This window comes from Geothrix edaphica (assembly GCF_030268045.1).
In the GTDB taxonomy this organism is placed as follows: Bacteria; Acidobacteriota; Holophagae; order Holophagales; family Holophagaceae; genus Geothrix; species Geothrix edaphica.
This window is the reverse complement of the sequence record NZ_BSDC01000001.1, coordinates 279,511-303,619: the sequence shown is the minus strand read 5'-3', so window position 1 is coordinate 303,619 and position 24,109 is coordinate 279,511. Positions and strand designations below refer to the sequence as shown.

14 protein-coding genes are annotated in these 24,109 nt (G+C 68.2%); 8 read left to right on the top strand and 6 right to left on the bottom strand.

The window, feature by feature from the left end; translation table 11 throughout:
* Positions 1-74: 74 nt before the first annotated feature.
* From QSJ30_RS01375 to QSJ30_RS01350, 6 genes are all read left to right on the top strand, one after another.
* The gene (locus QSJ30_RS01375) at positions 75-1,172 is read left to right on the top strand and encodes an NAD(P)/FAD-dependent oxidoreductase (protein WP_285605989.1); all 1,098 of its coding nucleotides are present in this window, start codon (positions 75-77) and stop codon (positions 1,170-1,172) included.
* 79 nt (positions 1,173-1,251) lie between these two features.
* The gene (locus QSJ30_RS01370) at positions 1,252-4,257 is read left to right on the top strand and encodes a serine/threonine-protein kinase (protein ID WP_285605988.1); all 3,006 of its coding nucleotides are present in this window, start codon (positions 1,252-1,254) and stop codon (positions 4,255-4,257) included.
* 89 nt (positions 4,258-4,346) lie between these two features.
* Positions 4,347-6,920, top strand: coding sequence for an ATP-dependent Clp protease ATP-binding subunit (locus tag QSJ30_RS01365; RefSeq protein WP_285605987.1), 2,574 nt, complete (start codon positions 4,347-4,349; stop codon positions 6,918-6,920).
* 99 nt (positions 6,921-7,019) lie between these two features.
* The gene (locus tag QSJ30_RS01360; protein WP_285605986.1) at positions 7,020-8,456 is read left to right on the top strand and encodes an HD domain-containing phosphohydrolase; all 1,437 of its coding nucleotides are present in this window, start codon (positions 7,020-7,022) and stop codon (positions 8,454-8,456) included.
* A 49-nt stretch (positions 8,457-8,505) separates the two neighbouring features.
* A complete protein-coding gene (locus QSJ30_RS01355; protein ID WP_285605985.1) occupies positions 8,506-9,516 on the top strand; it encodes a glycoside hydrolase family 3 N-terminal domain-containing protein in 1,011 nt (336 codons plus the stop codon).
* A complete protein-coding gene (locus tag QSJ30_RS01350) occupies positions 9,516-10,436 on the top strand; it encodes a diguanylate cyclase (RefSeq protein ID WP_285605984.1) in 921 nt (306 codons plus the stop codon). Before QSJ30_RS01355 ends, QSJ30_RS01350 begins: the two co-directional genes overlap by 1 nt.
* Before the next feature lie 79 nt (positions 10,437-10,515).
* On the opposite strand, the gene metK is transcribed toward QSJ30_RS01350, so the two are convergent.
* A complete protein-coding gene (gene metK, locus QSJ30_RS01345) occupies positions 10,516-11,658 on the bottom strand; it encodes a methionine adenosyltransferase (RefSeq protein WP_285605983.1) in 1,143 nt (380 codons plus the stop codon).
* Positions 11,659-11,841: 183 nt separating this feature from the next.
* On the opposite strand from metK, the gene QSJ30_RS01340 reads away from it, so the two are divergent.
* Entirely contained in the window at positions 11,842-12,975 is a 1,134-nt protein-coding gene (locus QSJ30_RS01340; protein ID WP_285605982.1) for a hypothetical protein, read from the top strand.
* Positions 12,976-13,114: 139 nt separating this feature from the next.
* Positions 13,115-15,817, top strand: coding sequence for a hypothetical protein (locus QSJ30_RS01335; protein ID WP_285605981.1), 2,703 nt, complete (start codon positions 13,115-13,117; stop codon positions 15,815-15,817).
* Positions 15,818-15,868: 51 nt separating this feature from the next.
* Here the strand turns inward: QSJ30_RS01335 and QSJ30_RS01330 are convergent, their stop codons facing one another.
* The 5 genes from QSJ30_RS01330 to QSJ30_RS01310 are packed head-to-tail and all read right to left on the bottom strand — an operon-like array spanning position 15,869 to position 24,063.
* A complete protein-coding gene (locus QSJ30_RS01330; protein ID WP_285605980.1) occupies positions 15,869-17,122 on the bottom strand; it encodes a 1-acyl-sn-glycerol-3-phosphate acyltransferase in 1,254 nt (417 codons plus the stop codon).
* A gap of 1 nt (position 17,123) precedes the next feature.
* Entirely contained in the window at positions 17,124-18,356 is a 1,233-nt protein-coding gene (locus QSJ30_RS01325) for a spinster family MFS transporter (RefSeq protein WP_285605979.1), read from the bottom strand.
* Between the two features lie 21 nt (positions 18,357-18,377).
* Positions 18,378-18,956: an OmpH family outer membrane protein gene (locus QSJ30_RS01320; RefSeq protein WP_285605978.1), complete on the bottom strand. Its 579-nt coding sequence runs from the start codon at positions 18,954-18,956 to the stop codon at positions 18,378-18,380.
* A gap of 56 nt (positions 18,957-19,012) precedes the next feature.
* A complete protein-coding gene (gene bamA, locus QSJ30_RS01315) occupies positions 19,013-21,592 on the bottom strand; it encodes an outer membrane protein assembly factor BamA (protein ID WP_285605977.1) in 2,580 nt (859 codons plus the stop codon).
* A complete protein-coding gene (locus QSJ30_RS01310) occupies positions 21,589-24,063 on the bottom strand; it encodes an ATP-dependent Clp protease ATP-binding subunit (protein ID WP_285605976.1) in 2,475 nt (824 codons plus the stop codon). The genes bamA and QSJ30_RS01310 overlap by 4 nt, the downstream gene beginning before the upstream one ends.
* Positions 24,064-24,109: the final 46 nt, after the last annotated feature.

The following is a 24,109-nucleotide window of genomic DNA, read 5'->3' as shown; positions in this document are numbered from 1 at the left end:
CAGAGGGTCGGAGGATCGGAAAAGGCGAGTCTCCGATCTTCCCACAGAGCCGTGTCTGCCGCGAAGATGGAGCCATGGAACGCGTGGACTGCATCGTCATCGGAGCCGGCGTCGTGGGCCTGGCCCTGGCGCGGCACCTGGCCCAGGCCGGCCGCGAGGTGGTGGTGCTGGAGGCGGAGGACCGCATCGGCACAGGCATCAGCTCCCGCAACAGCGAGGTCATCCACGCAGGGATCTACTATCCGGCGGGTTCGCTCAAGGCGCGGCTCTGCGTGACCGGCAACCGGGCCCTCTACCCCTTCTGCGAGGCGCACCACGTGGCCCACCGCCGCTGCGGCAAGCTCATCGTGGCCGCGGACGAGAGCCAGGTGGAGGAGCTCCAGAGGCTCCGCGCCCGGGCCGAAGCCAATGGCGTGGCTGACCTCCAGTGGCTCGACGCCCTTGAAGCCCGGCACCTGGAACCCCAGCTCCGCTGCGCCGCGGCCCTGCTCTCCCCCAGCACGGGCATCGTGGACAGCCACGGCCTCATGCGGGCCCTGCGCATGGACGCCGAGGGCGCCGGCGCAACGGTGGTGCTGAAAAGCCCCGTCACCGGCGGCATGGCCACCGCCGATGGCCTGCGGGTGGACGTGGGCGGCGCGGAGCCCATGAGCCTCATGGCAGAGCAGGTCTTCAACTGCGCCGGCCTGGGGGCCCTGGCCCTGGCCCGCGCCTTCGCCGGGATCCGCCTGGAGGCCCTTCCGCCCCTGCCCCGGCTGCTCGCCAAGGGCAACTACTTCAGCCTGGCCGGCGCGGCACCCTTCTCGCGGCTGGTGTACCCCATCCCGGACCAGAGCCACCTGGGCGTGCATCTCACCCTCGACCTGGCGGGCCAGGCCCGCTTCGGTCCCGATGTGGAGTGGATCGACCGCGAGAACTACGATGTGGACCCGCGCCGGGCCGACAGCTTCTACGCGGAGGTCCGCAAGTACTGGCCCGGCCTGCCGGACGGGGCCCTCCAGCCGGCCTACGCGGGCATTCGTCCCAAGCTGCACGGTCCCGGAGAGACTGCGCCGGACTTCCTCATCCAGCGGGAGGACGCCCACGGCGTCCCAGGCCTGGTGAACCTCCTCGGCATCGAGTCCCCGGGCCTCACGGCCTGCCTGGCCCTGGCGGAAGAGGCGGCGGGCTAGGCCGTCTCCGTGGCTGGCGGGGCCCCTGACGGCTTCAGAGTGGCCAAAGCCCCGGGGCCGACTATGCTGAGGTCAACCCATGGCCGATCCCATCCCGGACCCATCGCTGCCACCTTCCAATCCCGGCGGAAGCGGGAACGACTGGACGGCCGCGGGCCCGACGCCACCCCAGGATGCGACCCAGCTCCAGGGGGCCGACCCGTCCTCCGGTGCCCCGACCCCCGGCCTGAGCCCCGGGGAGCTCATGGCCCGCTTCCCCCTGCCCAGCCAGGACCGCTACGAGGCCCTGGAGATCGTCGCCGAGGGTGGCATGGGCGTGGTCTACCGCGCCTTCGACCGCCAGCTGCAGCGCACGGTCGCCATCAAGCTCCTCAAGCGGCTTGAACGGGAGGACACGGAGCGCTTCCTCCAGGAGGCGAGGGTCCAGGCCCAGCTGGAACACCCCAACATCTGCCACATCTTCGAGGCCGGCGAGGCCCACGGCCATCCCTACCTCGTCATGCAGTTCGTGGACGGCCCGACCCTCCGCGAAGCCTCCGGGAACCTCAACCTCCGGGAGAAGGCGGAAGTGATCCTCCAGACCGCGGAGGCCCTGCACGCCTGCCACCGCGCCGGCATCGTCCACCGCGACGTCAAGCCCGGCAATGTGATGCTGCAGAGGACCGACAAGGGCCTCCACGCCTACCTCATGGATTTCGGCGTGGCGCGGGACCTGGATGCGGTCTCCCACACCCACACGCACGCCATCATGGGCACGCCCAGGTACCTGAGCCCCGAGCAGGCCCAGGGCCGGGCGGACAAGGTGGACCGCCGCTCGGATGTCTACGCCCTGGGCACCCTCCTCTACGAGTGCGTGGCGGGCGCGCCCCCCTTCCGGGACGCGACGCCCCTGGCCCTGCTGAAGAGCATCGCGGAGGACGAGCCGGTGCCACCCTCCCGCCTCGCCCCCGGGCTCCCGCGGGACCTCCAGACCATCATCCTCAAGGCCCTGGAGAAGGAGCCTGAGCGCCGCTACGACTCCGCCCGGGCCTTCGGCGAGGACCTGCGGCGCTTCCTCGACGGCGACCCGATCCAGGCCCGGCGCCCCTCCCTCATCTACCGCGCGGATCGCCTCCTGCGCAGGAACCGCCCGGTGGCGGCCCTCCTCACCTGCTTCCTCCTGGCGGCGGTCTACGGCCTCTTCTCCGCCCTGAGGGCCCGCTCCCAGGCGCGCTTCGCCCAGCAGCTGGCCCAGGAGGTCGAGCGGCTCAACAGCCGCATCTTCCAGGTGCGCAGCCTGCCCCGCCATCCCGCCGGCCCCGAGCTCCACGAGGTGCGGGCCGCGCTCGCGCGACTCCAGGCCGAGACCGAGAGCCAGGGCCGGTGGGCCCAGGGGTCGGCCCGGCTGGCCCTGGGCCGGGGCTACCTCGCCCTGGGTGACCTGGAGCAGGCCCGCACCCAGCTCGAGGCGGCCCGGAAGGCCGCGCCCCGGGATCCCGACGCCGCCCAGGCCCTCGGCACCACCCTGGCGCGCCTCTACGTGGCGGAGCTCGAAGGCCTCCATGGCCAGGCCCTGGAGGAGCGCCGCCGGGACCTGGAGCCCACCCTCCGCAACCCGGCCCTGGCCCTCCTGCGCGAAGCCCAGGGCCGCAGCCTGGAGGGATCCGCCTACGCCGAGGGCCTGCTCGCCCTGGTCGAACGCCGCTTCGACGAGGCACTCCGGAAGGCGAAGGAGGCCCAGGCCCGCCAGCCCTGGTTCCCGGAACCGTGGCTGCTGGAGGCCGAAGTCCGCCAGGAGATCGCCTTCGGCCTGCTCACGGCGGGTCGGCGGGACGAGGCCCTGGCCCAGATGGAAATCGAGGGCGCCGCCCTGACGGCCGCCCAGGACCGCGCGCGCAGCGCGCCCGAGCCCCTGGTGGAGGAGGCTCAGCGGCGCTTCGCCCTGCTGGGCCTGAAGGTGGACCAGGGGCAGGCCACCCCGGCAGATCGCGACTGGGCGCTCGGCCCCGTCCGCGAGGCCCTGGCCGTGGCCCCCGACAGCTGGCGGGCCCACAGCTACAGCACTGCCATCCATCGGCGCTGGGCCTCGTACCTCCTGGGCCGCGGCGAGGATCCCAGCCCTGAGCTCGACGCCGCCGCCGCGGACGCCGAGCAGGCCCTGGCGCTCCGGCCCGTCGAGGCGACCCTCTGGGTGAACTGGGCCACGGTCCTGCGCAACCGCGCCGAGCGGGAGATGGCCCAGGGTCGGGATCCGGAGCCCTTCCTGGCGCGGGCGGAGGCCGGGCTCCAGACGGCGCTCCGCCAGCCGCGCCTGCACGACTTCCTCCTGGACGCCCTCGGCAACATCCACGCCCTGCGGGCCGAACGCCAGCTCCAGACCGGGCAGGACCCGGCCGCCGAGGTCAAGGCCGCCGCGGACCATCTCGAGGCGGCGTCCGCCCTGCGCCCCTGGGTGGGCCACGACTACAGCGAGGGGGCCGCCTACCAGACCCTGGCCCAGTACCGGGCCTGGACCGGCGCCGACCCCCGCCCCGCCCTCGAGGAGGCCCTGCGCTGCCACCGGAAGGGCCTGGCCCTCCAGCCCTCCTCGCGGCTCTCGCGCCTGGGCCTGGCCGCGACCCTCCTGGATCGGGCCGCCTCGGACCTGGACCAGGACCGTACTCCCGCAGCCGACCTGGCCGAGGCCCGCAGGGAAATCGCTGGCGTCCTCGCCAAGGGGCCCGGCCAGGCCGACGCCTTGGCGGCCAGCGCCCGGGAGCGGATGCTGTCGGCCCGCGCGGCCCAGGCCTCCCTCCCCGCCCGCGCGGCCCTCGCCCTCCAGAAGCGCGCCGTGGCCGCCGCCCCCCGCAACCCCGGTCTCCAGCTCGCCTGGGGGGCCCTGGCCCTCGAGGCCGCCCGGGAGCGGGGGCTGCCTCTGGACCCCGGCGCGGTTGCCGCCCTCCGGGCCGCCGCCAGGACCCGCCCCTGGGATGGCTGGGCCCAGCTGCTGGAAGCGGAGCGCCTGAAGCGGGACGGCCACCTGGAGGAGGCCCGGGCCCTCACGGCGAAGGCCCTCGGCATCAACCCGACCTTGAAGCGGGAGGCCCATCGACGGGGCCTGACTTGAACCCCCACCCAAAGGCCATACTTCAAATTAGAAGAAAATTTTAGTGCATCAACATCACATTTGTCCCATCATGGAACCCGAGGTGTTCCGTGTCCCTCCTTCCCTTCACCCAGAAAGCCAATGACGCCCTGGTAGCCGCCCGCGAGCGGGCCGTGGCGGACCAGCACCCGGAGCTGGTGCCTCAGCACCTCCTCCTGGCCCTGCTCGCACCCGAAGCGGGTCTGCGTCCCCTGCTGGAGCGGGCCGGCCTCACGCCCGAATCCACCCAGGGCCTGCTGGACGCCGCCGAGGGCCTCGTCTCGAAGCTGCCCCGGGCCGTCGGAGGCGCCGAGCCCCAGGTGGGCGCGGCTTTCCGGCACTTCCTGGAGGTGGCCAGCGACACGGGCCGGGGCCTGGGCGACCGCTTCCTGGCCACGGACGCCCTGCTGCTGGCCCTCAGCAACGCCCACACGGACGCCAAGAAGGTGCTGGAGCGCTTCGCCCTGGACCGGAAGACGCTGGAGGCCGCCATCCGCGAGACCCGCAAGGGCTCGAAGGTGGAGGACGAGAAGGCCGAGGAGAAGTTCGCCAGCCTGGAGAAGTACGCCAAGGACTACACGGCCCTGGCCGCCGCCGGGAAGCTGGACCCGGTGATCGGCCGCGACGAGGAGATCCGCCGCGTGCTGCAGGTGCTCTCGCGGCGCACCAAGAACAACCCCGTGCTCATCGGCGAGCCCGGCGTGGGCAAGACCGCCATCGTGGAGGGCCTGGCCCAGCGCATCCACAAGCGCGACGTGCCCGAGAGCCTGAAGGGCCTGCGCGTCATGGGCCTGGACATGGGCTCCCTGGTGGCCGGCACCCAGTACCGCGGCCAGTTCGAGGAGCGCCTCAAGGGCGTCATCAAGGAGGTCGAGAAGGCCGAGGGCCAGATCGTCCTCTTCATCGACGAGCTGCACCTGCTGGTGGGCGCGGGCGCGGTGTCGGGCGGCATGGACGCCGCCAACCTGCTGAAGCCGGCCCTGGCCCGAGGCGAGCTGCGCTGCATCGGCGCCACCACCCTGGACGAGTACCGCAAGCACATCGAGAAGGACGCCGCCCTGGAGCGCCGCTTCCAGCCGGTGCTGGTGGACGAGCCCTCCGTGGAGGACGCCATCTCCATCCTGCGGGGCCTGAAGGAGCGCTACGAGCTGCACCACGGCGTGCGCATCCAGGATGCCGCCCTGGTGGCCGCCGCCCACCTCAGCCAACGCTACATCTCCGACCGCTTCCTGCCGGACAAGGCCGTGGATCTCATGGACGAGGCCGCCAGCGCCGTGCGCATGCAGATCGACAGCCGCCCCACGGAAATTGACGTGCGCGAGCGCCGGGAGATGCAGCTGCAGCTGGAGAAGCATTCCCTCACCAAGGAGAAGGACGCGGCCAGCCGCGCACGGCTGGCCGATCTGGAAAAAGAACTGGCGGAATTGAATGAGGAACTGAGCCATCTCCGAGCGCAGTGGGAGAACGAGAAGAAGGTCATCGAAGGCACGCGCGGGCTTCAGAAGAAGCTGGACGACCTGCGCATCGAGCTGGACCAGGCGAAGACGAAGGGCGAGTACGAGCGGGCCTCGCGGCTCGAGTACGGCGAGATCCCCGCCCTGGAGAAGCAGCTCGCCGCCACCTCGCCCAAGGAGAGCGCCATGCTGCGCCTGGAGGTGGGCGAGCCCGATGTCGCCGCCATTGTCAGCCGCTGGACCGGCATTCCTGTGAGCCGCATCCTCGAAGGCGAGGTGGAGAAGCTCCTGAAGATGGAGGCCCGCCTCGGCGAGCGCGTGGTGGGCCAGGACCCGGCCCTCACGGCCATCTCCGACGCCCTGCGCCGCAACCGCGCCGGCCTGGGCGATCCCAAGCGGCCCATCGGCAGCTTCCTGTTCCTGGGCCCCACGGGCGTGGGCAAGACGGAAGTCGCCCGCGCCCTGGCGGAGTTCCTCTTTGACGACGAGAACGCCCTGGTCCGCATCGACATGAGCGAGTTCACCCACGAGGCCGACGCCACGCGTCTCATCGGCGCCGCGCCGGGCTACGTGGGCTACGAGGAGGGCGGCCGCCTCACCGAGGCCATCCGCCGCCGCCCCTACGCCGTGATCCTCCTGGACGAGATGGAGAAGGCCCACCCGCGCACCTTCGACCTCTTCCTCCAGGTGCTGGAGGACGGCCGCCTCACGGACGGCCAGGGCCGCACGGTCAACTTCCGCAACACGGTGGTGCTCATGACCACCAACCTGGGCAGCCAGGCCATCTTCGATGCCGGCGGCGAGCCCTCGAAGGCCGAGGCCGCCGTCCAGGCCGCCCTGCACGGCCATTTCCGGCCCGAGTTCCTGAACCGGCTGGACGAGGTGGTGATCTTCCGATCTCTCAGCCGGGACGACATGAAGGCGGTCGCCCGCATCCAGCTCAAGCGCGTGGAGGCCATGCTCCAGGAGCAGCGACTGGATCTGGAGGTGCCGGAGGCGGCCCTGGATTGGCTGGCCGAGGAGGGCTTCGACCCCCACTACGGCGCCCGGCCGCTGAAGCGCCTCATCCAGCAGGCCGTGGTCAATCCCCTCTCCCGTCTCATCCTCAAAGGTCAGCTCCAGCCCGGCGGCCGGGCCCTGCTCTCGATCCGTGACGGCCAGCTCCTGGTCGAGGGCGAGGCCGTCCAGTAGGTGTTGCGTCGGCGGTGGGTTGGGCAAATAAGACCGCACCATGCGAAACTTGCCATCCCCCTGGCCCCCTCCGATGAGGTCCAGGTCGACGGAGCCGGTGTGCCTCTCACTCCCCCCATCCCCATCCTCATCGTGGACGACGAGGCGGACCTACGGAACCTGCTGGTGGAGGCCCTGACGGACGAGGGCTATGCCGCGGCTGGCGCCGAGAACGGCGCCCGGGCCCTCGATCTCGTACACCAGAAGCACTTCCCCGTCATCTTCACGGACCTGAACATGCCCGGCGGGCTCTCCGGGCTGGAGCTGCTGCGGGCCATCCACGACGAGGACCCCAGGACCCTGGGCATCCTGATGACCGGCTACGCCACCACGGAGGCGGCCATCCAGGCCCTCAAGCGCGGCGCCTACGACTTCATCCAGAAGCCCTTCAAGCTGGTGGAGATCCAGGCCAGCCTGGAGCGGGCGCTGGAGCACTACCGGCTGCTGCGGGAGAACGAGGAATACCAGCAGAACCTGGAGTGCATGGTCGAGGCCCGCACCGAGGAGATCCTGGGCCTGAAGAACGACATCGAGCGCCTCTTCGAGGGCTTCGTGAACGCCTCCGTGACCGCCATTGAGGCCCGCGATCCCAGCACCTCGGGCCATTCCAGCCGCGTGGCGGAACTCACCGTGGGCCTGGCGGAGGCCGTGAACCGGACGCCCAACGGCCCGTATGGCGCCCTGACCTTCACCCCCACCCAGATCCGCGAGATCCGCTACGCCAGCCTGCTCCACGACTTCGGCAAGGTGGGCGTCCGCGAGCAGGTGCTGGTGAAGGCCAAGAAGCTCCAGGGCGAGCGCCTGGAGAGCATCTACCAGCGCCTCCATCAGCGCACCCTCGAGACCATGCGGGACCGCATGCTGGAAGCCTGGAGCCAGGGGCAGCCCTTCGACCGTGACCACGTCGGGAACCTGCTGCGCCGCCAGGAAGAGGAGACCCGGCACATCATGGACCTGGTCCGGCGGAGCAACGAGCCCACGGTGTTGCCCCAGGAGGTGGCGCGGGAGCTCGACACCCTGGAAGACCTCACCTACCAGCACTGGAGCGGGGACCCCCGCATCCTCTTCGAGCCCAGCGACCTCGACCTGCTGAGGATCCCCAAGGGCAGCCTGTCCGCCGAGGAACGGGAGGAGATCGAAAGCCACGTCACCCACACCTACCGGTTCCTGACCCAGATCCCCTGGACGACCGAGCTGGCCGGCGTGCCCGATATCGCCTATGCCCACCACGAGCGGCTGAACGGGCGCGGCTACCCGCGGCGGCTGAAGGAGCCGGACATCCCGATCCAGAGCCGGCTCATGGCCGTGACGGATGTCTACGATGCGCTCACCGCCGCCGACCGCCCCTACAAGGCCGCCGTGAGCGTGGAACGGAGCCTGGAGATCCTCGACCAGGAGGCCAGAGTGAACCTCCTGGACAAGGAGGCCCTGCGCATCTTCATCGACGCCCGGATCTACGAGCTCACCCTGGGCCGCGGTATAACGCCTGTCCCATGACCGGTCCCGGCCCGGCGCCGGCGGCCCGCTCTCTGGATAAAGTGATCGCATGACAAGCCCCCATCAGCTTCTGTGGACCGGCTTCCGGGGCCTGGACGCCCCGGAGGTGGCACTGCCCTTTAAGCCGGGTGGCCTCGTCCTCTTCGCCAGGAACCTGGATCCCGACCCGGAGGCCGGGCCCGCCCGCTGCCGGGCCCTGATCGACGGCCTCCAGGCCCGCTTCGGCGCGGACCTGCCCCTGGCCGTGGCCCTGGATCAGGAGGGGGGCCCCGTGAGCCGCCTGCGCCCCTGGGTGGGGGCCACGCCACCGCTGCGACAAGTGTGGACCCGCGGCGGCGCGGAGGCATGCGCCGCCTGGGGCCGGCTCTGGGGCGAGGGGCTGCACCTGCTGGGCTTCAACGTGGACTTCGCGCCAGTGGTGGACCTCTGGGACGGCCACCCGGAGGCGGGCATCGGGGACCGGGCCGCCAGCGCCGATCCGGCCGAGGTCGCCAGCGCCGCGGGGGCCTTCCTCCACGGCCTGGAGTCCACGGGCGTCCGGGGCTGCCTGAAGCACTTCCCCGGCCTGGGCGGCACCACCCTGGACAGCCACCTGGGCCTGCCGGCCCTGGAGGAGGCCGCCCGGGTGGACCGCAACGCTGCGGCCTTCATCCCCCTGGCCCACGCGGACCGGCTGGTGATGGTGGCGCACCTCCGCACGCCCGCCTCGGCCCCCCTGCCCGCCAGCCTGCACCGCGGCTCCGTGGTGGAAAACCCCTGGGGCATCCAGGGCCGCTTCCTCCCCGACGACCTGGAGATGGGCGGCTGCGCCGACTGGACCTGGGACGACCGGGTGCGCCTCTCTCTGGAGGCCGGGCACCAGTGGCTGCTGGTCTGCCAGACCCCGGAGGGCTGGACCGCCTGCGCCGAAGCCGCCGGCCGCCTGCCCGAATCCCTGTACCGGGTGCCCCTCCAGGCCGCCCGGGCCATGCGCCGGAACCTGGTGCCTGCCGCGCCCTTCGATGCCCGGGCCTGGCAGGCCTGGCTTGGGCGGCTCCAGACCACCGCCGGGGAGGCCTGATGGCCGGCCGGGTGCTCATCGTCGACGACAACGCCATGATCCGCACCGAGATCAAGGCGGTCCTCATGAAGGACGGCGGGTTCACGCACTTCCTGGAGGCGGCGGACGGCCTCACCGCCTTCAAGACCATCATGGAGACTCCGCCGGACCTGGTGCTCTGCGACCTGGTGATGCCGGGCTTCGACGGCCTCAAGTTCCTGGGCCTCAAGGCCAGCCGCAAGGAGCTGGAGCAGATCCCGGTGATCATGCTCACCGCCGAGGACGACCTGGACCGCAAGGCCGAGATCCTGGAGCGGGGCGCCTCCGACTACGTCACCAAGCCCTTCCATGAGAAGGAGCTGCTCGCCCGGGTGCGCATCCACACCAAGCTGAAGCGGCTCCAGGATGAGTTGCGGGAGATGAACGCCCAGCTCGAGGCGCTGTCCGTCACCGACGCCCTCACGGGGCTGGCGAACCGGCGCCTCCTCGTCACCCGGCTGGACGAGGAGGTGCGGCGGGCCCGGCGCACCCAGGTCCCCCTGGCCGTGGTCATGATCGACATCGACCACTTCAAGGAAGTGAACGATACTTACGGCCATGCCATGGGCGATGTGGTGCTGCGCAACATCGGCACCCTGCTGAACTCCAACCTGCGGGCCACGGACCTGGCCGCACGCTACGGCGGCGAGGAACTCACCCTCGTGCTGCCCTACACCGACGCCGCCGCCGCCCTGCGGGTCGCGGACAACCTCCGGCAGAAGTTCGCCGCCATGGACCACCTCCTGGGCAGCGCCACCATCCGGAAGACCGTCAGCATGGGGGTGTCGGCCCGTGAAGGCCAGGCCGGCAGCCCCGACGCCGAGGAGCTCCTGAAGCTGGCCGACGAGGCCCTCTACCGCGCCAAGCAGGGCGGCCGGAACCGGGTGGAACGGGCGGAGTAGCTATCAGCGATCGGCTGTCAGCCGAGAGAAACAGACGCGGCCCCGAAGGGCCGCATCCGTTAGCACTGATAGCTGACAGCTACTTGGCAGCGGCGCGCAGCGCAGCGACCTTGTCCGTCTTCTCCCAGCTGAACTCCGCCCGGCCGAAGTGGCCGTAGGCGGCGGTGGCGCGGTAGATGGGCCGGCGCAGGTCCAGGGCCTCGATCATGGCCTTGGGGGTGCAGCTGAACACCTCGCGCACGGCGCGGACAATGGCCGCGTCCGACACCTTCCCGGTTCCGAAGGTGTCCACGGCGATGGACACCGGCTCGGCCACGCCGATGGCGTAGGCCAGCTGGATCTCGCAGCGGTCCGCCAGATCCGCCGCCACAATGTTCTTGGCGATGTAGCGGCCCATGTAGGCGGCGCTGCGGTCCACCTTGCTGGGATCCTTGCCGGAAAAGGCGCCGCCGCCGTGATGGCCGCTGCCGCCGTAGGTGTCCACGATGATCTTGCGGCCCGTGAGGCCCGTATCGCCCATGGGACCGCCCACCACGAAGCGCCCGGTGGGGTTCACGTGGAAGATGGTCTGCGCGTCCAGCAGGTCCTGGGGCAGCGAGGCCTTGATCACGTCCTGGATCACCGCGTCGCGGATGCTGTTCTGGGTGACGTGCTCGTCGTGCTGGGTGGAGATGACGACGGTGTGGATGCGCTGCACCTTGTCCCCGTCGAACTCCACGGTGACCTGGGACTTGCCGTCCGGCCGCAGCCACGGCAGCTGGCCGCTCTTGCGGACTTCGGAGAGCTTCCGCGTCAGCAGGTGGCTGAAGTGGATGGGCGCGGGCATCAGCTCCGGGGTCTCCCGGCAGGCGTAGCCGAACATCAGGCCCTGGTCGCCGGCGCCGCCCGTGTCCACGCCCATGGCGATGTCGGGGCTCTGCTGGTCGATGGTCACCATCACCGAGCAGGTGGCATAGTCGAAGCCCTTGATGTGGTGGTCGTAGCCGATGTCCTTCACCACGTCGCGCACCAGCGCGGCGACGGGGATGTAGGTCTCCGTGGTGATCTCCCCGGCCACCAGGACGAGGCCCGTGGTGAGGAGGGTCTCGCAGGCGACCCGGCTGCGGGGATCGTCCTTGAGGGCCGCGTCCAGCACGGCGTCGGAGATCTGGTCCGCCATCTTGTCGGGATGGCCTTCGGTGACGCTCTCGGAAGTGAACAGGTGACGCCCCTGGGCGGCCATTCGGGACTCCTAGGAATCCCCCCGGAAGATCCTCCGGGGGAAACGGAAAGTATATCGTGAGCTTGCTGCTCCTACATCTTTTGGATGACGCGGGAAACCTTGCCATGCCCTAGCCTGGGGGACTAAGGTGGGATGGCCCCATCTCCGAAGCGCCTATCCCAAGCCCCCTCAGTGGAGGAACCCATGATTGCCTTCCGCCGTCCGACGCTGGCCCTTGCCCTGATGGCCGCGTCCATCCTGATGGTGTCCACCGCCTGCAAACGCGAGGACCCCCAGATCCGGGAGCTGACCCAGAAGGCCGCCGAGGCCGACAAGGCCAGCCAGCAGCTGAACCAGGCCAGCACGGAGCAGCAGAAGAAGCTGGCCCAGGCCGGCGTGAACGACATCAAGCCCAACGCCGAGACCCTCCAGCTCACCGACGAGCAGAAGAAGGCCCTGGAAGAGCGCATCAAGAACGAGAAGAACAGCTCCTACCAGGCCCTGCTCCAGGAAGTGCTGGACAAGGACAAGGAGATCAAGGACCTCAACTCCAAGGTCGCCAAGCTGAAGGCGGACCTGCCGAAGCCCGACCTGGCCAAGCCCAATGACAGCCACTACGGCATGGCCATGCGCTTCCTCAAGAAGAAGGGCGTGCCCGAGGCCGAGGCCAAGAAGCTGGTGAGCCGCGTGGCCATTCTGGAGAAGCTGGCGCCGGGCTTCGAGGTCTACCACTTCTACGCCAACGGGACCTACGGCACCTGGGTTGCCCAGGGCCGGGCCAAGATCACCCCCAATGACCTCATGCGCCAGGAGCGCGAGAAGATCGAGGGCGAGCGCGACGAGGCCGTGGCCCAGAACGAGAAGCTGCAGGAGGAGGTCACCGACCTCGAGAGCCAGAAGCAGAAGATCACCGAGGAGATCGCCGGCCTCCAGACCGAGCGCGCCAACCTCATCGAGGAGCGCACCAAGCTCCAGGCCGACAACACCGCCCAGCTGGCCAAGCTCAACTCGCTGCACTACGTCGTGGGCGTCCGCGACACCCTGAAGGCCGAGGGCATCATCGAGATCCCCGTCTTCGCCAAGGACCGGGCCGGCAAGAACTGGCGCGACGAGGTCTTCACCCAGAGCCTGGACCTGCGCACCGCCAAGACCATCACCATCAAGGCCTCCGACCTGAATCTGAAGAAGATCGGCAAAGTGAACGTGGTGCCCGGTTCGTACCTGAAGGACGAGCACTACAAGCTGGCCATCAGCGCCGACAAGCAGACGGCCACCATCGAGCTCATCACCGTGAGCCGCTTCAAGAACGACAAGGTCGTCTTTGCCGTCACCGATTGATCTACGATAGTCCTACCCAAAGTAAGGCTGGGGCCCCTCCGGGGGCCTCGCCTTTTGTGTGGCAATTCCCCTTCGGGCCGCCTATTGTCATCAAACCAATCCTCGAACCCTTCCCAAACCCCACCCATGAGGTGACGCGATGCTTCCACGCTTGAATCAAGCGGTCCTCGGCGCTTCCCTGCTGGCACTCCTCGCCTGCAGCGGCGGCGGCGACTCCAAGGCCCCCACCATCGTCACGGGCCCGGCCAGCATGCCGAGCGCGACCACGGCCGTGTTCGACCCTGCGAACGGCGCGGTTCCCCTGCCGAACATCCTGGCGACCGCCTCGTATGTTCATGTGGACGGGACCCCAGGCCAACTCACCTACTCGGCAACCCCATCGGGAGTAGCAGGTGACCTGAACATCAACCCGGGGGTCCCCCTCACCCCGGACAAGGCCCTGGCTTATGTGAACTTCGCAGAAGTGGGCGGAACCCATGCTGTCTCTGGCCTGAATGCCCCGATCTTTATCGCCTTCAGCACGCCGTTCAACACCAGCACGGTGGATGGCAACATCAAGGTCTTCAAGATCACCCCAGACAATACAAGCGACCCCGCAAGCACAGAAAATAATGCACTTACATTCACTGATATATCTGGACAATTCACCTTCACGAGTTTCGCCGCCCCAACCTATGCAGCAAATGGTGTCACGGTCACCAATGCAAATGCCTGGGGCGTCTATGCCATGCCAAAGCTGCCCCTTCTTCCAGGAACCCGCTATCTCTACGTTGTCACCAACCGCGTGCTGGATTCGGCCGGAAAGCCAATCTCGGCTTCGCCCTATTTCGAGGCTCTGAAGTCCGTCACCCCCCTCTCCGGGGCCTTCGGCAAGTTGGAACCCATCCGGGCCAACGCCATGGTCACAGGCAGCACCACCAATATTCAGTTGTCGGGCTACAAAAAGGTCATGGATGACCTCATTACAGCCCACACCACCACCACAGTTACAAGTCGCAGCGACATCGCGCTGATGGGCCGCTTCATCACCACAGGAGCTGGTTACATTCCGACCGATCCTCTCAATGCCACACCTGCCCTTGCCGCAGTGCGCATTCCGGTGGAAATGTCTCTCTGGGCCTATGCCAATAATGCCGCCGTTCCCAATGCCGCTGCTCCTGGCTTAAACCTAGTGGATTTCAGCACCAGTGAAAGCCGAGCCTGGTCCAACTCGGTGAGCAATTTCGCTGTGGTCGGCACCAATGCTGTTCCCGACGCAGCCTCTGCGGATGCGGAAGTCACGGGCTCTGGCTCCATCGGATCCATCTTCCGCACCGCTGACGCCAATAATCCAGGGCATCTCAAGTACATTCCCCACAGCAGTGTTGGCCAGGTGGCCTGGGGTTCTTTCGAGGGCGCCGACTTCCAGATGGATCCCTATTACGCCCACGCCAATCCCAGCATCAGCGGCAACATGGACACGGTCTTTGGCACCACCCCAGCCATCTACAACCCTGGCACCAGTACTACTCCTGGAACCGGCCTCCTCCGCGCCACAAGAAACCCTTCTGGTGTTTTGCGTGGTTTCTACCATAAGACCCGCACCGTACCCTTCGTCATCATCACACCCGCTGGGAACGCTCCTGCTGGCGGCTTCCCTGTCGCGATCTTCATGCATGGGATCGGTCGCTCAAAGGAAGACGTGCTTCCCGTTGCCAATACGCTCTGCACCGCTGGCTTCGCTGTGGTTTCCATCGACCAGGCCGTTCACGGATTCCCGGGTGGGCCGGGAAGCCTCACACCGACCGGAATCACCACGGGCGGCGGCAATGGTCGTCCCCAGGCCGAGTGGGCCAGCAACTTCTTCATGCTGCCTTCTATCCTGACCGCGCGCACCAACGTGCAGACCAGCGCCTTCAACCTTTGGCGCCTTCAGAGGGTTCTCATCCAGCCTGCGGCGGATACCACGAGCCTCCAGGCTGCCATGGCAGCCGCCGGCAAAACCCTCAACAACACCGCCCCGACAAGTGCTTCCGCCGGTGCCACCCAGTTTATCGGCCAGAGCCTCGGCAGCATCACCGGTACCTACTTCCTGGCCGGTAACAGCAGCCAGACCGGCGGTAACAACCCCAAAGGGCTTCTCAGTGTTCCTGGTGGACGGCTCGCTTGGATCTTGAAGGAAAGCCCCTCCTTCGCTACCACCGTGGCTGGTGGCCTCGCCCTAGCCAAAGTGCCGACCAATAGCACGGCCTTCTTCCAGTTCTTCGCCCTGGCCCAGGCAGTGGCCGACCCCATCGACCCCGCCACCATGGCGACTCCGACCTCCCTTACTTCTGCCTCCCGCCTGGGGAACGGTCGCATCCTGATCCAGGAAGCGATCGGCGATACTGTCATCCAGAATGCCTGTGGCAATTACTTCGTGAATGCCCTCGCAGGACGCAAGCCCCAGTTCGGCGCGGATCCCAGCGTCGGATTCACACACGTCCTCAGGACCACGGATACCACTGATCCAGCCAATAAGTACATCTTCGGCGGAAGCACCCTGGCCGACTTCACCACCAAAAAGTCGGCCGTGGCGCCGGAAACCACAACCGGATCCTCTCACCCCACTCAGGGCATCATGCAGTACGGCACCCTGACTTCTCCGGCCTCTCACGGCCTTCTGCTGGATGGCGCGATTCTCGCGGACACAGCTGCAGCCCAACGGCAACTTGCAATTTGGGTGTTGACGGGTAAGGTCGCGGATGGTGCTGATGCTACGAATGGTTACCCCAGCATCCAGACCAATACACTGCTTCCCGTCCATCTACCAAGCCCCTACGGGCCCGAGAGCCTGGTCATCAACTACCCGACAAAGGAATAGCCTTCCTCGGGTCATTAAAGGCGGGGCTTCGGCCCCGCCTCTGTTTTGAGCCTACTGACCCAGCTCCGGGAACGCCGCCAGCAGCTGCTTCCGGGCCTCCAGCAGGTCGGGCACGGCCGGGTCCCGGCGCCTCAGGAACCCCCGGATGGCCTGGAGGTCCTCCCTGGCCCGTTCCAGCACCGGCAGCCCCAGCAGCGCGAGGAGCAGGGCCACGGGCGGGACCAGGGCGGCGGGCCAACCCCAGCACAGGCCGGAGAGGACCGCCAGGAGGACGGCCCAGAGCGGATGCAGCAGCAGGCCACCCAGCAGCTTCAGGGTGGCGGCCTGGTCGCCCTCATCGGTGAAGCGCCCGGCCGCCCAGTCCACCAGGCGGTACGAGGGCCAGAAGAGCAACGCCAGGGGCAGCAGCAGGACCGCCAGCCCCAGGCGCAGGGCCGCGCCCGGCAGCCAGTGGCGGATCTCCGCCCCCGGATAGGGATAGCCCACCTGGTCGGGCCGGAGACCCTTGGCCCGGAGCCAGGTCTGGGCCTCCCGCACCCGGGCCTCCAGGGCCGCCCGTTCCCCCCCGGGCAGCGCGGCGAGATGCGGCACCAGGGCCCGCACGCGGCGGCGCAGGGCCTCCAGGTCCACGCGGCTGCCAGGGGCCTCCGCCAGGAGCCAGGCCACGTCCTGGGCCAGGGCCAGCACGCGCGCTTCGGCGTCATGCAGAGTGAGAGGTTGCAGGGCCGCCCGGATGCGCACCGTCAGCTCGGCGACGGCCTCGGGCTCCGCGCCCTGGGCGGCGAGGTCCTCCCAGGGCACCGGCTCGCCCAGCCGCAGGAGGGCGCTGTGGCGGAAGGTGGCCCGGTCCCCGTAGACCAGGCCCGCCGGCACCAGCGACAGGGGCACGGGGCTGGAGAGGGCCATTCGGGCGGCCCCGGTCTTGAGGGGGGCCAGGTCCGCCTCCGAGTGGCTCACGCCCTCGGGGAACATGGCCACGGACCCGCCCCGGGCCAGCACCTCGTGGACCTTCCGGAAGCACTGCTGGATGGACTCCGGCGTGGCGCCGCCGTCCTTGGGCCGGGTCACGGGGATGGCCCGGAAGGCCGCCAGGAAGGGGCGGAGGGGGGCGAGCTTCCAGAGCGTGGCCTTGGCGAGCCAGCCGGCGCGCCGGTCCAGCAGGGCCGCGGCCGCGAGGGGATCCAGCAGGCCGTTCGGATGGTTCAGCAGGATCAGGCAGGGCCCCGGCGGCAGGGGCGGACCTTCCCGCCGCAGGGCGCGAAACCAGATCCGGCCCAGCAGGCGGGCGACCTTGCTGCCGGCCATGTCAGTCCTGCGCCGGCTGGTGCCGGGCCCACCAGAGGGCCGCGCCGCTGAGGACGATGGCCGGCAGCACCAGGACCAGGGCCCGGGCCAGGGCGTCCCCGCCCGACAGCCCCGCCGCGTGGAGCGCATCCGCCCGGCGACCCACCAGCTCCGGGCTGATGGCGTCCCCCATCAGGTGGATCAGGAAGACATTCAGCCCGACCCCCGTGGCGCGCACCGAAGCGGGCAGCGAGCTGACCGTCATGGCGTTCACCGGGCTGGTGTTCACGAAGAGCAGGAGCATGCCCAGGAAGAAGGCCAGATAGACCGCGCCCAGGCTGCGGGCGCCGAGCGCCCAGACCACCACCGGGGCGGCGGCCAGCAGGGAGATCCCGGAGATCCAGGCACCGGCATCCGGCCTGCGCTTCTGCCACCGGTCCGTGAGCCACCCGCCCAGGAACGTTCCGACGAGGCCCGTGACTGCCGCCAGGCCGCCGAAGGCCAGCCCCGCCCGGGCCGTGCTCACGTCGAAGCGGCGCTGCAGGAGGGTGGGCCCCCACAGGCTGAGCGCCCCCATGGCGAAGGTGTAGGCGACGTAGCTGGCGGTGCAGGCCAGCCAGACCCGGTTGAGGAAGATGTGCCCCAGCCGCGTCCGGAAGGACTCGCCCACGCCCAGGTCGCGGACGCCGTCCATCGCCCCGCGCTCCGGGTCCACCTGGAAGGCCATCCAGAGGGCCAGGGCCAGCCCCGGGAGGCCCGCCACCAGGAAGGAGGCCCGCCAGCCCCAGGCCCCGGCCACCAGGCCGCCCAGGCCGTACCCCAGGGCGCTGCCGACGGGAATGGCCAGGTAGAACCAGGTGAAGGACTTCGCCCGGTCCGATTCCGCGAACCCGTCCGCCAGCATGGCGGGGCCGAGGGTCGCGTAGGCGGCCTCCCCCACGCCCACCAGGGACCGGGTCACCAGCAGGGCCGGATAGCTGTGGACGAGGGCCGCGCCCATCGTGGCCAGGCTCCACAGAGCCACGCCCGCCGCCACCAGCCGGGGACGGTGGAGGCGGTCCGCCAGATACCCGAAGAGGGGCGCCGCGCACATGTAGACCAGGAGGAACACCAGGGTCAGCCGCCCCAGCTGGGCGTCCGAGAGGCGGAGCTCCTTCCCCAGCGGATCGAGGATCGCCGCGATGACGTACCGATCCAGGTAGTTCACCAGGTTGATCCCGGTGAGTAGCAGGAGCAGCCGTCGCGCGGCGGTCATCTCGTCAGGCGATGGGGCTGACTACTTCTTGGGGGCGGGCTTGGGCGCGGCGGGTTTGGGCGCGGGAGCGGCAGCGCCCTCGCTGGCGTCCAGGCGCTTGGCCACTTCGGCGGTGAAGCCCTTCATCCACTCCGCGTCGGCCCAGGAGAGGATCTGCACGGACTGATCGGAGAAGACCATCTGGAGCTTCTGCTCCTTGGCCAGCTGTTCGACGATGGGGCCGGCCAGCTTGGTGATGGCCTCGCCGACCTTCTTCTCCACGCGCTGGTACTCGGCCTGGCTGTCCTCCTGCATCTTCTTGGCCTCGAACTCCAGGTCCCGGAACTTCTTGGCCAGGGCCTCCTTCTTCTCGGGGTCGATGCTGGGGGAGTTCAGCTGCTGCTGCAGGGTCTGCAGTTCCTGGCCCTTGGCCTGGAGCTTCTCCTGCAGGTTCTTGCCGGTGATCTCCAGCTCGGAGAAGATGGCGCCGGCCTTCTTGGAGCTGCGGACCAGCTGGTTGATGCTGAAGAAGGCGAAGCGGGGCGCCTCCTGGGCCGCGGCGGGCACGGCGAGGGCGGCGGACAGGCAGAGGGCGGCCAGGGACGGGGCAAGCAGACGCATGGGAAGGCTCCAGGGGGAAAGGCTCATTGTAGCGTGGGGGACCCGGCCCCCACTCATCAGAAAGTGGTGCCGATGGAGAACTGGAAGTCGTTCTGCCCCTCCAAGTCGAAGGGATAGGGGTTCAGCTTCCGCGACCAGATCAGGCGCAGGGGGGCCGGGCTGATGGGCAGGAAGAACCGGAACTCCAGGCCCATGGACCTTACGAGGGACGGGCTCTTGTAAGAATACTGGTTATTTGCGGCGTCCTTGTAGGGGACCATGTCGCGGCTGAAGACCTTGGTGCCGCTGCCCCACGCGTTACCCGCGTCGTAGAAGAATACGAGCCGGAATTGGTCGGCAATCATGAATTGGTACTCCAGGTTGGCGATGAACTGCTTGTTGCCCCCCACCACAACCGGCTGGCCGTTGTTGTCCAGGAGCACGGAGCCCACCTGGCCATAGCGATAGCCGCGGATGCTGTTCTCGCCGCCGGGCCGGTAGAGGTCGTAGAGCGGCAGCTCCTCGCGGCCCATGTTCTGGAGGTAGCCGTAGCTGAGGTTCATGGCGAAGATGTGCCGCTCCGCCAGATTGGTGAACTTGGCGAAGTCCCAGGTGGCCCTCAGGAAGGGCTTGTCGCCGCCGAACTGCCAGCCGCCGTACTCCAGGCCGAAGGACACCCGGGTGCCCTGGGTGGGCTTGAACTGGTGGTTCACGGTGCTGTAAGCCAGGCTCTGACTGAAGGTGGAGGTGAGCTGATTGCTCAGGTCCCGGAAGTAGTAGTTGCGGCCGCCCTCGATGCGGATCAGGCGGAAGCTGTAGCCCGTGGAATAGGTGGTGAAGAAGGCCCAGGGCTGGTTGGGGAACCAGTTGCTCAGGCGCGCGCCCACGGACAGGCCGAGGCTGCGGGTGAACTGCTTGTAGGCGTTCGCAACACCTACGCGGGAGGCGTCGTAGTCTGCCGATCCGTTCGAGACGGAGGTGGAGAAGGAGTAGGGCAGGTCGAACACGAAGGGCTCGGTGAACCCCACGGAGACGTTCTTGGAGAACTTGCCGCCGTTGTAGCTCATGGACAGGGTCTCGCCGCCGCCGCCGAGGTTGCGAGTGGAGAAGCTCACGCCCAGGGAGAAACCGAACAGCGAGCCGTAGCCACCCTGGAAGAGCAGCTCGTTGACGCCGGCCTCCTCACCGCGCACCACCACATCCACCTGGGGCTTATCCGGCACCAGGTCCACCTTGGGTTCGGAAGTCTTCACGTCGAAGAAGCTCAGCTGGCTGATGCCCAGCAGGGAGTCCTTGAAGATATCCATGCGGAAGGGGTCGCCCTCCTTCAGCATCATGCTGCGGCGCAGCACCTTGTCCTTGGTGGTGAGGTTGCCCTCGAACTCGATGCGGCGGACCGTGTAGGGCTCGCCCTCGTCCAGCTTCAGGGTGGTGTCCACCTTCTTGACGCCGTCCTCTTCGCGGATCTCGAACTTCTTCTCCGCGCGGAACATGATGTAGGCCTGGTTGCTGTAGGCCTCCTTGATCTTGTCCACGGTCTGGTTCACCGCATCCAGGTCGAAGGGCACGGGCTTGGCGCCGGCCTTGGGGGTCTCCAGGGAGGGCCGGATGTTGAAGAACTTCTTGAGGATGGAGTGGTTGTCCCGCTTCACCTCCGCGTACTTCATCGGGTAGTAGGTCTCGCGGAAGAGCTTGCCGCCCTCGGCCTTGAAGGTGCCCTCGAAGTACTGCTGCCCCTCGAGCACGGGGATGGTGAGGGTGGCGCGGAGGTCGTACTTGGGCGACTTCGCCTCCTTGATGCGCTTCTCGTTCTTCTTCTTCTGCTTGGCCGTGGTCCGGTCCTCCACCTCGATGACCGGCTTGCCCACGAAGACATCCTTGTAGCCCAGCTTCCAGTAGGCCTTCTTGAGGTTCTCCAGATCCTCTTCCAGGTTCTTGTCCACCAGCAGGTCGTGGGTGGTGAGCCAGCTGAACATCCAGTGGTTGCGCGTCTTCTTCATGACGCTGCGCAGCTGGGAGCTGGAAAACACCTTATTGCCCCGGAACTCGACCTTGTAGATCTTCGCCTTGCCGCCTTCCTTCACCTCGAAGACCAGGCGCGCCACGCCGGGGCCCATGGGCTCGAGCGTGATGTCCACCACCGGGTTCCGGAAGCCCTTCTCGCCGGCCTGGTCCACGATCAGGTTCTTGATCTTCCGGGCCGCCTCGGGATCGTAGATCGTGTCCGGGTTGATGGTGAGCTTCTTCTCCTTCACCTTGTCCTTGATGTTGGTGATGCCCACCTCGGTGCCGCCGCGGTAGTCGATCTCCTTGATGAGGGGCCGCTCCTTGATGCGGATGACCAGCTTCTTGCCGCCCGGGGCATCCTCGAGCTCCAGCTTGATGTCATCGAAGCCGCCGCTGGCCCAGAGCCTGCTCATCACGCCGCTGAGATCGACGTTCCGGAGATCGTCGCCCACATGCACACCCGACTTGAAGATCACCGTCTCGGCCGTCTGCTTCTGGGCCCCCACCACCTCGATCTTGACGATGGGCTCGATGTCCTGCGCCGCCAGCGGAAGTGCGAAGCCCGCCGCCAGGACTACGAGGGTCAGGGGCAGCACGCCCTTCCACCACCGGGGCTGGACCCGGTTCCAAACCATGTTCCGCTGCGTCATTCAGGCGCTCCGACCAGATGGGTTTCCTGGCCAGCGGCCACGTCTCCGGAATCAGACAGGGTGGGGACCAGCTTCTCGTCCACCAGATCGAACTTCACGAGACCCGAGGGCACCGTGTCCTGGCCCACCATGAGCTCGGCGAGGGGATCCTCCACCTGCTTCTGGATGGCCCGCCGCAGCGGCCGGGCGCCGTAGGCGCGGTCCCGCAGGGTGGTCTTCACCAGCCAATCGCAGGCGGCATCCGTGAGGGACACGGAGAGCTTGTGCTTCAGGAGGGTGACGTTGAGGTCCTCCACCAGCAGGCGGACGATCTTGCGCAGCTCCTCGTCGCCCAGGCGGTTGAACACCACGATCTCGTCGATGCGGTTGAGGAACTCGGGCGGGAAGGTCCGCTTGAGGACCTTCATGGCGTCGCTGGACTTCGCGTCGGGACGGGCGTCCTGCTCGACGAAGCCGAGCCCCTTCTCCGCCAGCAGCTCCCGGCTGCCCACATTGGACGTCATGATGATGATGGTGTTCTTGAAGTCCACCAGGTTCCCGAAAGCGTCCGAAGCCTGACCGTCGTCAAAGATCGACAGCAGGATGTTGATCAGGTCAGGGTGGGCCTTCTCGATCTCGTCGAAGAGCAGGACGCAGTACGGGTTCCGCCGGATGCGGTCCGTGAGCATGCCGCCCTCCTCGTAGCCCACGTACCCCGGAGGGGCCCCGAGCAGCTTGGAGACCTCGTGCTTCTCCATGTATTCGGACATGTCGAAGCGGATCATCTTCTTGACGTCGCCGAAGAGGAAGGCCGCCAGGGTCTTGGCCAGCTCCGTCTTGCCCACGCCCGTGGGGCCCAGGAAGAGGAACGAGCCCATGGGCCGGTTCGGGTTCTTGAGGCCCGTGCGGGCCCGGCGCACGGCGCGCACCACGGCGCTCACCGCCTCGGGCTGGCCGATGACCCGCTCGTTGATGCGGGGCTCCATGTTCACCAGGTTGGCCTTCTCGTCGCCCTTGAGGGCCGTCACGGGAATGCCGGTCCAGCTGGCCACCACGTCCTCGATGTCCCGCTCGGTCACCTCGGGGAAGCGGGCATAGTCCTCGTCCGTCAGCTCGCCGCGATCCTTCTGGAGCTCGTCGCGGAGCTGCAGCTCCCGCTGCCGGAGCAGGACGGCCTTTTCAAAATCGCGACTGAGGACCGCCTCGTTCATCTCGTTGATGACCCGGTGCAGCTCCTCCTCGTGGGACTGGCCCTCGGTGTCCGAGCCGCCGGGCCCCACCCGCAGCTTCACCCGCGCCCCGGCCTCGTCCAGCAGGTCGATGGCCTTGTCGGGCAGGAAGCGGTCCGTGATGTAGCGGTTGGACAGGTAGACCGAGGCCTCCATGGTCTTGGCGGCGTAGCGCACCCGGTGGAACAGCTCGTAGCGGCTGCGGATGCCCTCGATGATGCGCAGGCTCTCCGCCTCGTCCGGGGGGTTCACCGTCACCGGCTGGAAGCGCCGCACCAGGCTGCGGTCCTTGTCGATGTACTTGGCGTATTCCTTGTGCGTGGTGGCGCCGATGCACTGGATCTCGCCCCGGCTGAGGGCCGGCTTGAGGATGTTCGCGGCGTCCAGGCTGCCCTCCGCGGCGCCCGTGCCGATGAGGCTGTGGATCTCGTCAATGAAGAGCACCACGCTGGGATCCTTGCTGGCCTCGGCGATGATGGACTTCAGCCGCTCCTCGAACTGGCCGCGGTACTTGGTGCCGGCCACCACCAGGCTGAGGTCCAGCGCGTAGATGCGCTTGTCCGCCAGGCTGGGAGGCACCACGCCTTCGTAGATCTTCTGGGCCAGGCCCTCCACGATGGCCGTCTTGCCCACGCCCGCCTCGCCCAGCAGGATCGGGTTGTTCTTCCGGCGCCGGCTGAGGATCTGGATGATGCGCTCGACCTCCGACTCGCGGCCGATGAGGTTGTCGAAGATGCCGCGCTCGGCCATCTCCGACAGGTTGCGGGCGAACTCGGAGAGGAGCGGGTGCTCCTTCTTCTTCTTCGCGATCTTCTCTTCCTTGCTGCTCTCCAGCAGGATCTCCTTGGCGGCGATCAGGTCGGCACCCGCCTCTGTCAGGAGCCGCCCGGCCAGGCAGCCCTCCTCCCGCAGCATGCCCAGCAGCAGGTGCTCGGCCCCCACGTGCTTGTGGTTGAGCTTGGCGCTCTCCGCCGTGGCGTGCTGGAGGATGCGCTTGACCTCCTCCTCCATGGGGATGTCGATGCTGGTGCTGCTGGGGGTGATCTTCTTGTCCTTGGGGGTCAGGGCCGCCACCAGGCGCTCCCGCAGGGCGCTCACCTGCACGCCCATGCGCTCGAGCAGCTGGGTGCTGGTCTTTTCCGACTCCCGGAGCAGCCCCAGCAGGAGGTGGCCGCTCTGGATGCTCTCGGCACCGAACTGGCTCGCCTCATAGCGGGCGAAGAACATCACACGGCGCGCTTTTTCGGTGAATTTTTCGAACACGGGACACCCTTTCGGGTTAGCTGCAGATCATCCTTGCGGATGATTG

What these genes read in the sequence shown, in the direction of transcription:
- QSJ30_RS01375 (WP_285605989.1), top strand. Translation starts at nt 75, where the DNA reads ATGGAACGCGTGGACTGCATCGTCATCGGAGCCGGCGTCGTGGGCCTG.
- QSJ30_RS01370 (WP_285605988.1), top strand. Translation starts at nt 1,252, where the DNA reads ATGGCCGATCCCATCCCGGACCCATCGCTGCCACCTTCCAATCCCGGC.
- QSJ30_RS01355 (WP_285605985.1), top strand. Translation starts at nt 8,506, where the DNA reads ATGACAAGCCCCCATCAGCTTCTGTGGACCGGCTTCCGGGGCCTGGAC.
- QSJ30_RS01350 (WP_285605984.1), top strand. Translation starts at nt 9,516, where the DNA reads ATGGCCGGCCGGGTGCTCATCGTCGACGACAACGCCATGATCCGCACC.
- metK (WP_285605983.1), bottom strand. Translation starts at nt 11,658, where the DNA reads ATGGCCGCCCAGGGGCGTCACCTGTTCACTTCCGAGAGCGTCACCGAA.
- QSJ30_RS01340 (WP_285605982.1), top strand. Translation starts at nt 11,842, where the DNA reads ATGATTGCCTTCCGCCGTCCGACGCTGGCCCTTGCCCTGATGGCCGCG.
- QSJ30_RS01335 (WP_285605981.1), top strand. Translation starts at nt 13,115, where the DNA reads ATGCTTCCACGCTTGAATCAAGCGGTCCTCGGCGCTTCCCTGCTGGCA.
- QSJ30_RS01330 (WP_285605980.1), bottom strand. Translation starts at nt 17,122, where the DNA reads ATGGCCGGCAGCAAGGTCGCCCGCCTGCTGGGCCGGATCTGGTTTCGC.
- QSJ30_RS01325 (WP_285605979.1), bottom strand. Translation starts at nt 18,356, where the DNA reads ATGACCGCCGCGCGACGGCTGCTCCTGCTACTCACCGGGATCAACCTG.
- QSJ30_RS01320 (WP_285605978.1), bottom strand. Translation starts at nt 18,956, where the DNA reads ATGCGTCTGCTTGCCCCGTCCCTGGCCGCCCTCTGCCTGTCCGCCGCC.
- bamA (WP_285605977.1), bottom strand. Translation starts at nt 21,592, where the DNA reads ATGACGCAGCGGAACATGGTTTGGAACCGGGTCCAGCCCCGGTGGTGG.